The organism is Allobosea sp. BH3 (genome assembly GCF_025499465.1).
GTDB lineage: Bacteria > Pseudomonadota > Alphaproteobacteria > Rhizobiales > Beijerinckiaceae > Allobosea.
Genome location: NZ_JAIMCA010000003.1, coordinates 151,550 through 165,496, shown reverse-complemented (window position 1 = coordinate 165,496; position 13,947 = coordinate 151,550). Strand labels below are relative to the sequence as shown.

The 13,947-nt window shown below is 66.6% G+C and carries 13 protein-coding genes; 11 read left to right on the top strand and 2 right to left on the bottom strand.

Features of this window, described 5'->3' with window-relative positions:
* The first annotated feature begins 16 nt into the window (after nt 1-16).
* The 4 genes from BoBH3_RS09725 to BoBH3_RS09710 are packed head-to-tail and all read left to right on the top strand — an operon-like array spanning nt 17 to nt 5,551.
* On the top strand, nt 17-2,098 hold the full coding sequence (locus tag BoBH3_RS09725; protein WP_262330606.1) for a hydantoinase/oxoprolinase family protein: 2,082 nt from the start codon (nt 17-19) through the stop codon (nt 2,096-2,098).
* Nucleotides 2,099-2,101: 3 nt separating this feature from the next.
* Complete coding sequence (locus BoBH3_RS09720; protein ID WP_262330605.1) at nt 2,102-3,748, top strand: hydantoinase B/oxoprolinase family protein; 1,647 nt, start codon at nt 2,102-2,104, stop codon at nt 3,746-3,748.
* A gap of 28 nt (nt 3,749-3,776) precedes the next feature.
* Complete coding sequence (locus BoBH3_RS09715) at nt 3,777-4,697, top strand: ABC transporter permease (RefSeq protein WP_262330604.1); 921 nt, start codon at nt 3,777-3,779, stop codon at nt 4,695-4,697.
* Nucleotides 4,694-5,551 carry an ABC transporter permease gene (locus BoBH3_RS09710; RefSeq protein ID WP_262330603.1) on the top strand — a complete coding sequence of 286 codons (858 nt, stop codon included), beginning with the start codon at nt 4,694-4,696 and terminating at the stop codon, nt 5,549-5,551. Before BoBH3_RS09715 ends, BoBH3_RS09710 begins: the two co-directional genes overlap by 4 nt.
* 71 nt (nt 5,552-5,622) lie before the next feature.
* Here BoBH3_RS09710 and BoBH3_RS09705 read toward each other — a convergent pair whose 3' ends face one another.
* Nucleotides 5,623-6,006, bottom strand: a complete 384-nt coding sequence (locus tag BoBH3_RS09705) for a VOC family protein (RefSeq protein ID WP_262330602.1) — start codon at nt 6,004-6,006, stop codon at nt 5,623-5,625.
* Between the two features lie 67 nt (nt 6,007-6,073).
* Nucleotides 6,074-6,958, bottom strand: a complete 885-nt coding sequence (locus BoBH3_RS09700; protein ID WP_262330601.1) for a LysR family transcriptional regulator — start codon at nt 6,956-6,958, stop codon at nt 6,074-6,076.
* Between the two features lie 156 nt (nt 6,959-7,114).
* On the opposite strand from BoBH3_RS09700, the gene BoBH3_RS09695 reads away from it, so the two are divergent.
* The 7 genes from BoBH3_RS09695 to BoBH3_RS09665 all read left to right on the top strand — a co-directional run bounded on the left by BoBH3_RS09695 (nt 7,115) and on the right by BoBH3_RS09665 (nt 13,936).
* Nucleotides 7,115-8,272, top strand: coding sequence for an NAD(P)/FAD-dependent oxidoreductase (locus tag BoBH3_RS09695; protein WP_262330600.1), 1,158 nt, complete (start codon nt 7,115-7,117; stop codon nt 8,270-8,272).
* Nucleotides 8,269-8,532 carry a 2Fe-2S iron-sulfur cluster-binding protein gene (locus BoBH3_RS09690; RefSeq protein ID WP_262330599.1) on the top strand — a complete coding sequence of 88 codons (264 nt, stop codon included), beginning with the start codon at nt 8,269-8,271 and terminating at the stop codon, nt 8,530-8,532. The genes BoBH3_RS09695 and BoBH3_RS09690 overlap by 4 nt, the downstream gene beginning before the upstream one ends.
* Nucleotides 8,525-9,811, top strand: a complete 1,287-nt coding sequence (locus BoBH3_RS09685; protein ID WP_262330598.1) for an FAD-dependent oxidoreductase — start codon at nt 8,525-8,527, stop codon at nt 9,809-9,811. The genes BoBH3_RS09690 and BoBH3_RS09685 overlap by 8 nt, the downstream gene beginning before the upstream one ends.
* 13 nt (nt 9,812-9,824) lie before the next feature.
* Complete coding sequence (locus BoBH3_RS09680) at nt 9,825-11,222, top strand: aldehyde dehydrogenase family protein (protein ID WP_262330597.1); 1,398 nt, start codon at nt 9,825-9,827, stop codon at nt 11,220-11,222.
* A 20-nt stretch (nt 11,223-11,242) separates the two neighbouring features.
* Nucleotides 11,243-12,151, top strand: coding sequence for a 4-hydroxy-tetrahydrodipicolinate synthase (dapA, locus tag BoBH3_RS09675; RefSeq protein WP_262330596.1), 909 nt, complete (start codon nt 11,243-11,245; stop codon nt 12,149-12,151).
* A 124-nt stretch (nt 12,152-12,275) separates the two neighbouring features.
* Nucleotides 12,276-13,103 (top strand): transporter substrate-binding domain-containing protein, encoded by an 828-nt coding sequence (locus BoBH3_RS09670; protein ID WP_262330595.1) that lies wholly within the window; start codon nt 12,276-12,278, stop codon nt 13,101-13,103.
* 170 nt (nt 13,104-13,273) lie between these two features.
* Entirely contained in the window at nt 13,274-13,936 is a 663-nt protein-coding gene (locus tag BoBH3_RS09665; RefSeq protein WP_262330594.1) for an amino acid ABC transporter permease, read from the top strand.
* Nucleotides 13,937-13,947 lie beyond the last annotated feature (11 nt).

Below are 13,947 nucleotides of genomic sequence, written 5' to 3'. Positions count from 1 at the left end.
CCAAGTGACCCACGTCATGACCGTTCAAGACCAAACTGCCCTGAAGCTGCGCGTCGGCGTCGATTCCGGCGGCACCTTCACCGATGTCTGCATGTTCGACGAGACGCATGGCGAGATCCATGTGTGGAAAGTGTCGAGCACGCCGCAGGACCCCTCGCTGGGAATCGCGGGCGGCATCGAGCAGGGCGTGGCCGAAGTCGGCAAGGCCGCAGGACAGCCAGTCGAGGTGGTCTATTTCGGCCACGGCACGACGGTCGCGACCAACGCGCTGATCGTCGGGCGCGGCGCCGAGACGGGCCTGATCACCACCAAGGGCTTCCGCGACGTGCTGGAGCTGCGCCGCCAGAAGCGCGACTCGCTCTACGACATCCAGACGCAGAAGCCACGTATCCTCGTCAGCCGCGACAAGCGGCTCGAGGTCGAGGAGCGCGTGCGCTTCGACGGCAGCGTGCTGACGCCACTCGATGAGGACGAGGTACGCGCCGCCGCCCGCAAGCTCAAGGCGGAAGGCATCTCGACCGTCGCGGTCTGCTTCCTGTTCTCGTTCATCGAGCCAGCTCACGAAAAGCGCGTGAAGGAGATCCTGGCCGAGGAGATGCCCGGCGCCTTCGTCTCGATTTCGCACGAGGTCGCGCCGGAGTTCCGCGAATACGAGCGGCTTTCGACCACGGTCGTGAACGCCTATCTCGGCCCGATCATGAAGTCCTATCTCTCGAAGCTGCAGCCGCGGCTGGCAGAGATCGGGATCGACGCCCATCCGCACCTGACACAGTCGAACGGCGGCGTCATCTCGTCGGAGGTAGCGCAGAACTTCCCGGCCCGCACCGTGCTCTCCGGCCCCGCCGCGGGCGTGATCAGCGCGCTCGCGGTCGGCGGTAGCGCCGGCTTCGACAACATCATCACCTTCGACATGGGCGGCACCTCGACCGACGTCTCGCTGATCGACCAGGGCAGGCCGCAGATGGCCAATGACGCGGTCGTCCACGGCTATCCGCTGAAGCTGCCGATGCTCGACATCCACACGGTCGGCGCCGGCGGCGGTTCGATCGCGCATATCGACGCCGGCGGCCTGCTCAAGGTCGGCCCACGCTCGGCCGCAGCCGATCCGGGTCCGGTCTGCTACGGGCGCGGCAACGAGGAGCCGACCGTCACCGACGCCAATGTCGTGCTGCAGGTGCTGAACCCGACCCATCTGCTTAACGGCCGGATGCCGATCGACCAGGCGCGCGCCAAGGCCGCTATCGGCCGGCTCGCCGACCAGCTCGGCCTCGGCGTCATGGAGACGGCGCAGGGCATCATCAGTGTCGTCATCGCCAACATGGCCAAGGCGATCCGGGTGATTTCCGTCGAGCGCGGCTACGATCCGCGCGACTATGTCATGCTCGGTTTCGGCGGCGCGGGCCCCATCCATGCCGCGCGGCTCGCCCGCGAGCTCGACATCCCGCGCCTCGTCATCCCGAAATATCCGGGCATCATGTGTGCGCTCGGCCTGCTGCTGACCGATCTGCGCACGAATCTCTCGCTGACCCGCCTGCTGCCGCTGAGCGAGGATGGCGCGCCGAAGATCGAGAGCGGCTTCGCCGGGCTCGAGGAGCGCGCGCAGGAGTGGTTCGCGCAGGAGACGATCCCCGCTGAGCGCCGTTCGCTGATCCGCTCGATCGACATGCGCTATGGCGGCCAGGGCTTCGAGCTCACCGTCCCCTGCCCGGCCGGCGCGATCGACGCGGCCGCGCTGGTCCGGTTGCGCGAGGAATTCGAGCGCATCCACAAGCAGGTCTATGGCTACATCGCCGCCGAGGAGCCCGTGCAGGTTACGACGCTGCGCATCGAGGCCGTTGGGCTGGTACCCAAGGCCGATCTCAAGGCCTATCCGACCGCGGCGGGCACGAGCAACGATGCCATCGCCGGCTGGCGCGAGGTCTGGCTGCCCGAAACCGGCGGCTTCACCCAGTGCCCGATCTACGATCGCGCCCTGCTTGGCCCGGGCCATGAGGTCAAGGGCCCGGCCATCATCGACCAGATGGATTCGACCACGCTCGTCCTGCCGGGACAGGTCGCGACCGTCGACGCTCATCTCAACCTGATCCTCGAGGGCTGACCCATGCTGGACAAAGTCAGGACCGAACTCGATCCGATCACCGTTGAGGTGATCGGAAGCGCGCTCACCACCATCGTCGAGGAGATGGGCAAGGCGATCATCCGCGCCGCCTACTCGACCAACATCAAGGAGCGGCAGGATTGCTCGACCGCGCTGTTCGACGCGGAAGGCCGCACCATCGCGCAGGCCGAGCATATTCCAGTGCACCTGGGCTCGCTGCTCGGCATCGCCGAGCACGTCTTCAAGAACCATGATCTCTCGACGGTCCGGCCGGGCGACGTCTTCATCGGCAACGACGCCTATACTGGCGGCGGCACGCATCTGAACGACATCGTCTTCCTCGAGCCGATCTTCTACGGCGAGAAGCTCGTCGCCTGGGTGACGAACCTGGCCCATCACTCTGACTTCGTCGACCGCGGCCACGCCCATATCTTCCAGGAGGGCCTGCGGATTCCCCCGGTCAGGCTCTATCGTGAGGGCGTCCTGCAGCAGGACCTGATGGACCTGATCCTGCTCAACTGCCAAGTTCCGCGCGAGCGCATCAACGACTTCCGCGCCCAGATGGCCGCCAACCGCCTCGGCGTACAGCGCTACCAGGCGCTCTGCGACAAGTACGGTGCAGAGACCGTGCGCGCGGCCGGTTCCCAGGTGCTCGACTATACCGAGCGGCGCACGCGCGCCGGCATCGCAAAGATCCCGGACGGCACCTACAGCTTCCGCCACGACTTCGACAGCAACCTGATTGATGGCGTGCTCGACCTGAAGGTCGTGATCAAGGTCGAGGGCGACGAGATCTCGATCGACTTCCCGGACGCGCCGGAACAGGTGCGCGCGCCGATCAACATGGTGTACACGGCCACGCTCGCGACGGTCTATTTCGCGGTCAAGGCGGTGGTCGACCCGGACCTGCCGGCGAATTCCGGCTTTCATCGGCCGATCCATGTCTCGGCGCCGCTCGGCTCGGTGCTGAACTCGACACCGCCGGCGGCCGTCTACAGCCGCACCGATATCGGCCAGCGCCTCGTCGACATGATCTTCGCCGCGCTTGTCGATGTCGTGCCGGACCGCATCGCGGCTGCCTCGACCGGCGGCACGCTGCTCACCACCAGCGGCATCCATCCCCGCACCGGTCGCTTCTACGTTTATAACGAGATGCATGGCGGCGGCATGGGCGCGCGCTCCGACAAGGACGGGCTCGACGGCGTGCAGGTCAACACCACCAACACCGCGAACCTGCCCATCGAGGCGCTCGAGATGGAGCATCCGGTGATGGTGAAGTGCTACGAGCTGGTGCAGGATTCCGGCGGGGCGGGCCAGTATCGCGGCGGCATGACGCTCCGCCGGCGCGTCGAGATGCTGGACCACACGGCCCGCATCTCGGCCGGCGGCACCAACAGCATCGTACCGCCCTTCGGGCTGAAGGGCGGCGAGGCCGGCACCACCGCCCGCGTCGAGCTCTCGCCCGGCGCAAAGCCGCTCGATCGCCGCGCCGGCATCCTGCAGCCGGGCGAGTGGGTCGGCATGGTGGCCGCCGGTGGCGGCGGCTTCGGCGATCCGAAGAAGCGCGACCGTGCGCTGGTCGAGCGCGACCTCCGCGAGGAGCGCATCTCGCGCCAGGCCGCGGTCGACATCTACGGTCTCGAGCTCTGACGGAGCCGGGCAGCATGGAGGCTGATCTGTGCCGGCACATCTGACCTCCCGCCTCGGCGAGGGGCTGATCGCGATCTGGGGCGTCGTCACGATCGTCTTCGTGGTGTCGCGCCTGCTCGGCGACCCTGCCGTGCTGCTGCTGCCGATAGGCGCCAGCGAGGCACAGCTGCAGGAACTCAGGACGCAGCTCGGCCTCGACCAGCCATTGCCGCAGCAGTACCTGACCTTCCTGTTCAACGCGCTGCGCGGCGATTTTGGCCAGTCCTTCCAGTTCGGGCGCCCGGCGCTCGACGTCGTGTTCGAGCGCCTGCCGGCGACAGCCATGCTGGCCGGCGCCGCGCTCGCGATCGGCATCCTGATCGGTGGCCTCGCCGGTGCTCTGGCCGCGATCTATCGCGGTTCGCTGATCGAGGCGGTGGTGCTGCTTGTCGCGTTGCTCGGGCAAGCCACGCCCTCGTTCTGGCTCGGCATCATGCTGATCCTGTTCTTTGCTGTGCAGCTAGGCTGGCTTCCGACCGGCGGTTACGGCACCTGGCAGAACCTGGTGCTCCCGGCAGTCACGCTCGCCTGCTTCACCACCGCCAGCATCGCGCGACTGCTGCGCTCCTCGATGCTCGACGTGATGCGCGACGACTATGTCCGCACCGCCTATGCCAAGGGCCTCGGCCCGCGGCGCGTCTTCACCTGGCATGTCGGGCGCAACTCGCTGATCCCGGTCGTGACCATGACCGGCATACTCGCGGGCGAACTGCTCGGCGGCGCTGCGGTGACGGAAACCGTGTTCGGCTGGCCCGGCGTCGGCCGGCTGATCGTGCAGGCGATCGAGACCAAGGATTTCCCCGTCGTCCAGGCAGGCGTCGCGATCGTCGCGGCCATCTTCGTCGCGGTGAACCTGCTGGTCGACCTGCTCTACACCCTGATCGATCCCCGCATCCGGCAATCGCGATGAGCCTGCTCTCCATCCTGCGGCACCAGCGCGCCAACTGGCTCGGCCTGCTCGGCGGCACTCTGCTTGTGCTGCTGCTCGTGCTGGCCGTCGCCGGCCCCTGGCTCGGCCTGCCCGATCCGACGCGCGGAGACCTGCGGGCGCGCATGCTGGCGCCGACCATTTCCTGGACGGGGCTTGGAAGCCATCCGCTCGGCACCGACCAGCTCGGCCGCGACATCCTGAGCCGGATCATCGCCGGCAGCCGAGTGACCCTGACCATCGCCGGTTCGGCGGTGGTGCTCGGCGGCATCGTCGGCGTGCTGCTCGGCCTCATCGCCGGCTATTTCGGCGGCTGGTGGGACCGTATCCTGATGCGGCTCGTCGACATCCAGCTCGCTTTCCCGCTGATGCTGCTGGCGCTGCTGGTGGTCGCAGCGCTGGGTCCGAGCCTGCACAACCTGATCGCGGTTCTCGCGCTGACGAGCTGGGTCCGTTACGCGCGCATCATCCGCGGCCAGGTGCTGACCGTGCGTGAGCGCGAATTCGTGCAGGCGGTGAAAGCCATGGGCGCAGGCCCGGTGCGCATCCTGATCCGGCATGTGCTGCCCAACGTGCTGACACCCGCTTTGGTCGTCGCGACGCTCGAGCTCGCCCGGACGATCGTGCTCGAGGCGGGGCTGAGCTTCCTCGGGCTCGGTATCCAGCCGCCCTCCCCGAGCTGGGGCCGGATGCTGGCCGATGGCCGCACCTATATCGCCAGCGCCTGGTGGATCATCACGCTGCCGGGGCTCGCGTTGATGTTGACCGTGCTCAGCGTCAACCTGCTGGGCGATTGGCTTCGAGACTGGCTCGATCCGCGGTCTGAACGAAGCTAGGGCAAACGTCGCGCGCGAGCGCAGCGTCGGGCATCAAGCTTGTTGTAATTGGATAGCGCCCTCGCGCCACGCTAAGCGGCTTCGCCCCGTTCCAATAGCTCAATCCTGACTTGATCCGGCGCACGGACGAACGCGATTTTGACGCCGGGCTTGATTTCGACCGGACCGGATATGATCTCGACGTTGCTGTGCCTCAATTGCGCCAGTGCCTCTTCAAGATTCTGGACCGTAAACGCCAGATGATCGATCCCCTTCACCGGTGGTGCGGAGGTGGTTGCGTCTTCCGCCGCGCGGTCGATGAACAAGAGCACACCGGAGAGATCGACCGTGACGCGGAGTTGATCGCCATTCGCCACCCTGCCGCGGTGTGCCGCGCCGAAATGCAGTTCATAGAAGGCTGCTGCGGCGTCCGGATCCGAGCTCCGGAGATGAATGTGGTCCCATTTAATCCTCACCGTGCGCCTCTCCTGAGCTATTATTGGGTCCCCGACCTGACAAACAGGCCGCATGCCGATTGGATCTTCATCCCATCACTGACGTGAAACCCACGCAGAGCTGCCTTAACGCAACAACGTACGGATTCCGTGCCAAGAAGCTGGCTTCGCCGAAGTAAATGGGAATCTCGGGCATTTCCGGCAGATCAATCGCGGTAATTGTGGTCTCACTGCCGTCCATGCACCAGGCGGGGATGATCGCGTAGCCGAGACCTGCTTCGACGCAGCGTTTGACGCTCGAGCTGCCCGAAGTCGAGATCGCGATCTCCATCTCGGTATCGTCCGGCTGCAGATAATCGATGGCGAGGTTGCGCAGAAGCTGACCGGGCTCATAGGTCACGAACGGGCGCCCCTGAACCCATTGTCTGACCTCCCCTTGCGGTGGCTCTCCCCATTCGCGCGGCAGAACGAGCGCCGGCCGGTAAGTGCAGACAAGGTGCTGCGGCACATTGGGGTCGCCGAAATAGCGCTCGGTAATGCACAGATCGAGGCTTCCATCGCGGATCATCTCCGGCAAGGCGGTATCGCGCTCGAAAGCGATGATCTCGACCTGCGGAAAAAGAGCGCGGAACTGCGCCAGGATCGGCGGCATCAGGTAGAAGAAGATCGCCTGCGGCAAGCCGATGCGCAGCACCGGCCGCTCCTTCTGGAGCGTACGCTCGAGCCGGGTCAGCATCGTGTCGAGCTCGGGCAGCAGGAGCTTGTAGAGGCTGCGCCCGCGCGGTGTCAGGGTCACCGTCTTCGCGCCCTGCTCCGAGACGACCAGCCGTTCGCTCAGCAGTTGTTCGAGCCGGCGAACATGGTTCGCGGCCGATTGGTAGCTCATGCCGAGCTTGCGGGCGGCAGCAGAGTATGAGCCGTCGCGCGCGACGATGAAGAACGTCTGGATGAGCGTCAGATTGGCTTCACGCATGGCCCCCCCGTCAGCCGGTGCGTTACATCTCCTACAACAGCTTGGCTTCGCTGACTTGCAAACAATGATGCAAGTCGGGGCGGATGATTTGGATCGACCCCATAAGTGAAGCCGAAGAGGTTCGGGCCATCGCTTTATGGGACGAACCGCTTCGGCATGGCCTCCTCTTCACCCCTTCATGTCGCCGTAATCGGCACCGGGATCGTCGGCGCCTCCGCCGCCCATTTCCTGGCCGCCGCGGGGGCGCGGGTGACGCTGCTCGATGCCTCCGGACCGGCGGCGGGCGCAACCGGCGCATCGGATGGGGCAGTTTCGGTAGCCAGCAAGCGGCCGGGCCCGATGATGGATCTCGCCCGACATGCCCGCGCCTTTTATGTCCGCAACGAGCGGGAGGGGCTGTTTCGCGGCCTGTTCCACCGCCGCTCGACTTTCCTCATTGCCCGCACCGCCATCGAGGCCGATCTCGTCGCCCAGCATGGCGGCGATCTGGCGGCGGCGGGCGAGCGCGTCGTCGAAATCGACCGCGCGACGCTGCTCAAGCGCATTCCGGGCCTCGGCGCCAGCGTCTGCGCGGCGCTCGAGATTCCCGATGACGGGCATGCGCTGGGTTACGAGATCACCGAGCGGCTTCTACAGAGGAGTCGCGTCAGTGTCCGCCGCAATGCGCCTGTGTCGGAGATCGTCATGCGGGCCGGCCGCGCCTGCGGCGTTGCCGTCCGGAACGAATTCCTTCCCGCCGACGCTGTGCTCGTCGCAGCGGGCATTGGCTCGGCGCCGCTGCTCGGTCTCGGCGAGATCCTGCTCCCGCGGAAGGGGCAGATGGCAGTCACCGACCGGGCCACAGCCGGGGGGCCGGCCATCGACGGCCATCTGATGGCCGCTTCCTATCTGGCCGCGAAACGCGGCATCGTCCGAGACAACAGCCATATCGGGCTGGTGATCGACCCGCTGATGACGGGGCAGTTCCTCATCGGCGGCAGCCGCGAGGACCATCGCGGCGACCACACCACTGACGCCGTGACGATCGCGGCGATACTGCGAGAGGCGCTCGATCTCTACCCGCCGCTGGCGGGCCGCCGCGTCCTGCGCAGCTTTGCTGGCGTCAGGACCGCCTCCCGCGACGGCCTGCCGATCGTCGGCCTGCATCCCCATCGCACGGGCGTGGTGATCGCCACGGGCTTCGAGGGAGACGGCATCTGCCTTGGCCCGTTCATGGGTGCGAGCGCTGCCCGCCTGCTGCTCGGCGAGCGGCCTGAAGCCGATCTTTCCGCCTTGTCGCCGCAACGCTTCGCCCGCGTCGAGGCGCACGTATGACCAGCTATTTCTCCTGGAACGGCAACCCGGTGGCCTTCCAACCGGGTGAGACGATTGCCGCAGCGCTGCTGCGGGCCGGCATCATCGATCTCGGCCAGCCCTTGAACACGCCGGGTGGGCGTGTCTTCTGCGGGATAGGCGCTTGCCAGGGCTGCGTCGTCGCTGTCGCCGATGCGGCGCCGGTCGAAGCCTGCCTGACGCCGGCGCGGGACGGGCTCCGGCTCGGTTCGCTGCCTGCGGTCGGAGCCGATCATGTGTGAGGCTCCCATTCTCGTGGTCGGCGGCGGTCCGGCGGGTGCGAGTGCTGCCGCGTCTCTCGCGGAAGCAGGCCTGCCCGTCCTGCTGATCGAGCAAAGGGACCAGCTCGGGGGCGCCATCCATCGCCTGCCGGCTCCCGGCAATGCGAGCCATATCTGGCGGCCGGCGCGGCATCGCCGCAACTGGGCCCGGCTGACGGCACGGCTGCAGGCCGCCGCCGGCCGAATCGAGACTCATACGCAGACGGTCTTCCTCGGAGTCGATGGCCAAGACCGCTTCCTGCTCGACGACCGCAGCAAAGGTCTTGTCTTCACGCGTCGCCTCCGCGCGGCGATCATCGCCGTCGGCGCCGTCGAGACGATCCGTCCCTTTTCAGGCTGGGAGCTGCCTGGCGTGATGACGGCTGGCGGCGCACAAGTACTGCTCAAAGAGACCGGCCGCCCTCTCGAGGGGCCGATCCTGATCGCCGGCAGCGGGCCGTTGCTGCCTGCCATTGCAGCTCAGCTCGCCAAGGCCGGCAACCCGCCGGTTGCCGTGCTGGAGCGCGGCCGGCCGTGGAACGCACCGGGGGCGCTGGCCCGTCTCGCCTTGTCATGGGCTCCCATGAGCGAAGCAGCAACCTATGCGGCAACGCTCGCCCGCAGCCGAGTGCCCTATCGCTGTGGAGCCACTGTCACGCAGGCCGAGCCGGACGGCGACGGACTCAAGGTCGGCATCCGCATCGGTGAGGTACAGGAATTCCTGCACGTCCGGCATTTGCTGATCCATGACGGCATCGAGCCGAACCGCACCGGAATTCCATTCCCGGAACCGGATGCCGACGTACCCGTCCTGCTCGCCGGCGATGGGCGCGAAGCGCTCGGCGCCGATGCCGCGATCCTCGATGGCCACCGCGCAGCGATGCAGTTGCTAACCCGTCTCGGCCGCGCCAACAGAGCTGCAGCTTCGGATGAGCGCGGCCTGCAAAGGGCACGCGACTTCCAGGCCAATCTCGCCCGAGCCCTCCATAGTGAACCGGTCGTGCCAGCGCCCGAGACGGTGATCTGCAGATGCGAAGGGCGCATCTACGCCGATCTGGCAACCCTGGCCGAGGATGCATCGGCCCGCGAGATCCGTTTGATGGGCCGCTTCGGCCTCGGCGCCTGCCAGGGGCGCTTCTGCGGCCCGATGATCGCAGCCCTGCGAGGCCAGCCCCTGCCGGTGACAACACCTCCCCGCTGGCCCCTGCGACCTGTTTCGGTCGCAGCGCTGGCCCGCCTGACTACCGATGAAACGGAGTGATCTGACTGTGCCCATGTCCCTCGCCAAACCCGCCCGGGCCACCGCCGCCTCCATGGTCGAGGTCACCAATCCGTTTGATGGATCGCTCGTCGACAAGGTTCGGCAGGCCGACGAAGTGGCCGTCGCGGAGGCCCTGCGTCAGGCGCGCAGGGCTTGGTCCAGCTTCCGCTTCAGCACTCCGGCCGAGCGCAAGGAACTGCTTCATCGCCTTGCCGATCGCCTTGGGGACGAGGCCGAGGCGATGGCCCGGACGATCTGCGCGGAGGTCGGCAAGACGATTACCGAGGCGCGCAACGAGGTCCGCCGCGCCCGCAATACGCTGCAGCTGAGCGGCGACGCCGTCACGGTGTTGCACGGCGAGGTGCTGCCGACGGCCATCGTACCGGGCGCCCCGGACAAGCAGGCTGTGATCACCCACGAGCCGGCCGGTGTGCTGGGCGCGATCACGCCGTTCAACTATCCGCTCAACCTGCTCTGCCATAAGCTCGGCCCCGCGATCGCAGCCGGCAATGCTGTGGTGGCAAAACCGTCGCCGAAGGCCCCGCTTGCCGCCCAGCGCCTGGCGGGGCTGGCCGAGGACGCCGGTTTTCCCGCTGGTCTGTTCAGCGTAGTCCATGGTGGCGCCGATGTCGCGGCGATGATCGCGAGCGGCGATATCGACCTGCTCAGCTTCACCGGCGGTCCCGCAGCGGGGCTGGCGCTGAAGAATGCCTCCGGCCTCGTTCGCTGCCTGATGGAACTCGGCGGCAATGACCCGCTGATCGTCATGCCGGATGCCGATCTCGACCGCGCCGCCGAGGTGGCGATCACCCATCGCTTCGAGATCGCCGGCCAGAGCTGCGCGGCCGTGAAGCGCCTCTACCTGCACGATGCGATCCGCGAGACAATGATCGAGCGCATTGCCGCCAAGATCGCGCAGGTGTCGACCGGCGATCCGGCCGATACCGCGACCGTCATGGGCACCGTCATCGATGAGCCGGCCGCTGCCGAGGTCGAACGGCGCGTCAAACTCGCCGTGGCCGACGGCGCCCGGATCGTCGCGGGTGGCAGCCGGCGTGGCACGCTGTTCGCGCCCACCCTGATCGATGCCGTTCCGGCGCAGACGGAGCTCGTGCGTTCCGAGACGTTCGGGCCGGTGCTCGCAGTGCGCCCCTTCAGCGATCCCGACACCGTGATCGCCGAGGTCAACGCCGGCGCCTACGGGCTGCAGGCGGGGCTCTTCACCAACGACCACGCGCTGGTAAAGCGCGTTGCGCGCCAGCTGCGCGTCGGCGGCGTGATGATCAACGAGGGGCCGGATTTCCGCGCCGAGAACGTGCCATTCGGCGGCATCAAATCGAGCGGACTCGGCCGTGAGGGCATCCACATGACCCTGCGGGAAATGAGCGAAATCAAGGTCGTCATCGACTGACGATGCAAGGAGTTAAGTTGATGATCGATCCAGAACTGCGCCGCCGTCTCACCGGCGTATTCACCGCGCTGGTTACGCCGTTCCGAGACGGGGCGCTCGATATTCCCGCGCTCGAAAAGCTCATCGAGGCACAGATTGCCGCCGGCATCGCCGGGCTCGTTCCGGTCGGCACGACCGGCGAGGCCGCGACGCTGAGCGAGGACGAGGCCGATACGGTGATCCGAACCACGGTCAAGGCCGCGGCGGGCCGGGCCTTCGTCATGGCGGGCGCCGGCTCCAACGCGACGCGACTTGCCATCGGCAAGGCGGCGCGGGCCGAGGCGGCAGGCGCGGACGGCATCCTGTTGGTGACACCCTACTACAACAAGCCCTCGCAGGACGGGCTGTTCGACCACTTCTCGGCCATCGCCAGTGCGGTGAGCCTCCCGATCATGCTCTACAGCGTGCCGGGGCGCACCGGCGTCGAGATCGCGCCGACGACGGCCGCGCGCCTGGCCGCGGCCCATTCCAACATCGTCGGCATCAAGGAAGCCGGCGGCAAGGCCGAGCGCATCACCGAGCTCCGGCTCGCGGTCGGACAGGATTTCGTGATCCATTCCGGCGATGACGGCCTCACCCTGCCTTTCCTCGCCCTCGGAGCCGACGGCGTCACGAGCGTGGCCTCGAACCTGCTGCCGGCGGAGATCGTCGCTTTGTGCCGGGCCTGGTTCGCCGGCGACCTGCACGAGGCACGCCGCATCCACGAGGCTCTGTTCGACCTGATCGGCCACCTCTTCATCGAAAGCAACCCGGTGCCGGTGAAGACAGCGCTGGCGCGTAGCGGCCAGATCGGGACCGAACTGCGCGCGCCGCTGGCACCCCTGCGTCCGGAGAATCTCAAGGCGCTGGAAGTCAGCCTCAAGGCCTTCGCGAACCGGCCGCACATATAAGAAAACCGGTAGGAGGGAGCCCTACTCTCGCATTGTCCGCTTAAGTGCGTCGCATAGGCTTTTGCCGTCCTAACGACCAGCACAAGACCGAAAATATCGGCAAAGGGAACGGAGTGGAAATCTCATGAAATCGATCATTCGCGCCATCTGCGTCGCCGGCCTCGGCCTGCTGGCACTTCAATCCTCGGCTCGGGCCGAGGACACCATCGAGGCCATCCGCTCGCGCGGTGTGCTGCGCATTCCGGGGATCATCAACGAGGATCCCTACTTCAACAAGGATCCGCGGACCGGCGAATGGCGCGGCTTCGCCATCGAGATGGCCCGCGACATTGCCAACACGCTGGGCGTCAAGCTGGAGGTCGTCGAGTCGAGCTGGCCGAACTCCATCCTCGACGTCCAGAGCGGCAAGGTCGATCTGGCGCTCGGCGTCACGGCCACCCCGCAGCGCTCGCTCTCGATCGCCTTCTCGAACCCGACCTACTTCAACAGCTTCATCATCGTCTCGCCCAAGGCGGAGCTCTCGAAGCTGAGCTGGGCCGAACTCAACGACCCGAAATACACCTTCGCGGTCGATCTCGGTTCGTCGCAGGACCTCATCGCCCAGCAGTATCTGCCCAAGGCGAAGATGCTGCGCTTCAAGTCGCGTGACGAGGCCATCGTGGCCGTGGTCAGCGGCAAGGCCGACGGGCTCGTCAACACCATGCTGAACGGCCTCGTCATGAGCAAGAAGGCGAGCGGCGTCGGCAAGGTCATGGTGCCTTCCCCGGTTCTCTCGACGCCGTCGGTGGTCGCGATGAACTGGAAGTCCGACGAGAAGTCGCGCGCCTTCGTCTCCGCCTGGGCCGAATACAACCGCCGCATCGGCAACAATCAGACCTGGATCGTCAAGAGCCTGGCTCCCTTCGGAATCACGCTCGACGATATGCCCGAAGGATTCGGCTTCGGCGGCTGAGAAAAGCCGGCCTGACAGGGCTACGGGTGTTTCAGGTGGAATCGCAATGGCGACCCACTTGAAATCCGACCCCGGGCCGCATCGCGAACCAGAGGAGGATGACAGCGAAAGCCCGGACCCGGCTTCGCGCATCCTGCTCTCGGGCCGCTTTCAACAAAGGTTAGCATGACATGTACACGTGGAGCTTCGCCCCTATCTTACAGGCGAGCGACCTGTTCCTCTGGGGCGCGTGGATCACCATCGTCTATACGGTGGGCTCCATCGCCATCGGGCTGGTCCTCGGGCTGCTCCTCTGCTTCGCGCGGCTCTCGGGCATCGGCCCGCTGAGCTGGCTGGCGCAGGGCTTCCAGGAGCTGTTCCGGTGCACGCCGCTGCTCGTGCAGCTGCTCTGGATCTACTACGCCCTGCCGCTGTTGCTCGGCTTCGACCTTGCCAACTGGGCGGCCGCGCTGATCACACTCTCGCTCTACGCGGCGGCGTTCTATGCGGAGGTCTTCCGCGGCGGCATCGTTTCCATCGACAAGGGCCAGTCGGAAGCGGGCGCCGCGATCGGCATGTCCGGCTGGCAGGTCATGCGGCGCATCGTGCTGCCGCAGGCCGTTCGCCGGATGATGCCGGCCTTCATCAATCAGTCCGTAACGCAGTTCAAGAACACCTCACTGATCTCGGTGATCTCGGTGGCCGAGCTCACCTACATGGCCAGCATCATCAACGGGCAAACCTATCGCCCGCTGGAATCCTACACCGTCCTGGCGGTGCTCTATTTCGTCATCCTGTTCCCGATCACGAAGTTCGCCGACATCGTCGAGAGCCGGACGCGCGGCGGCCATTGAGCGAGAACCAT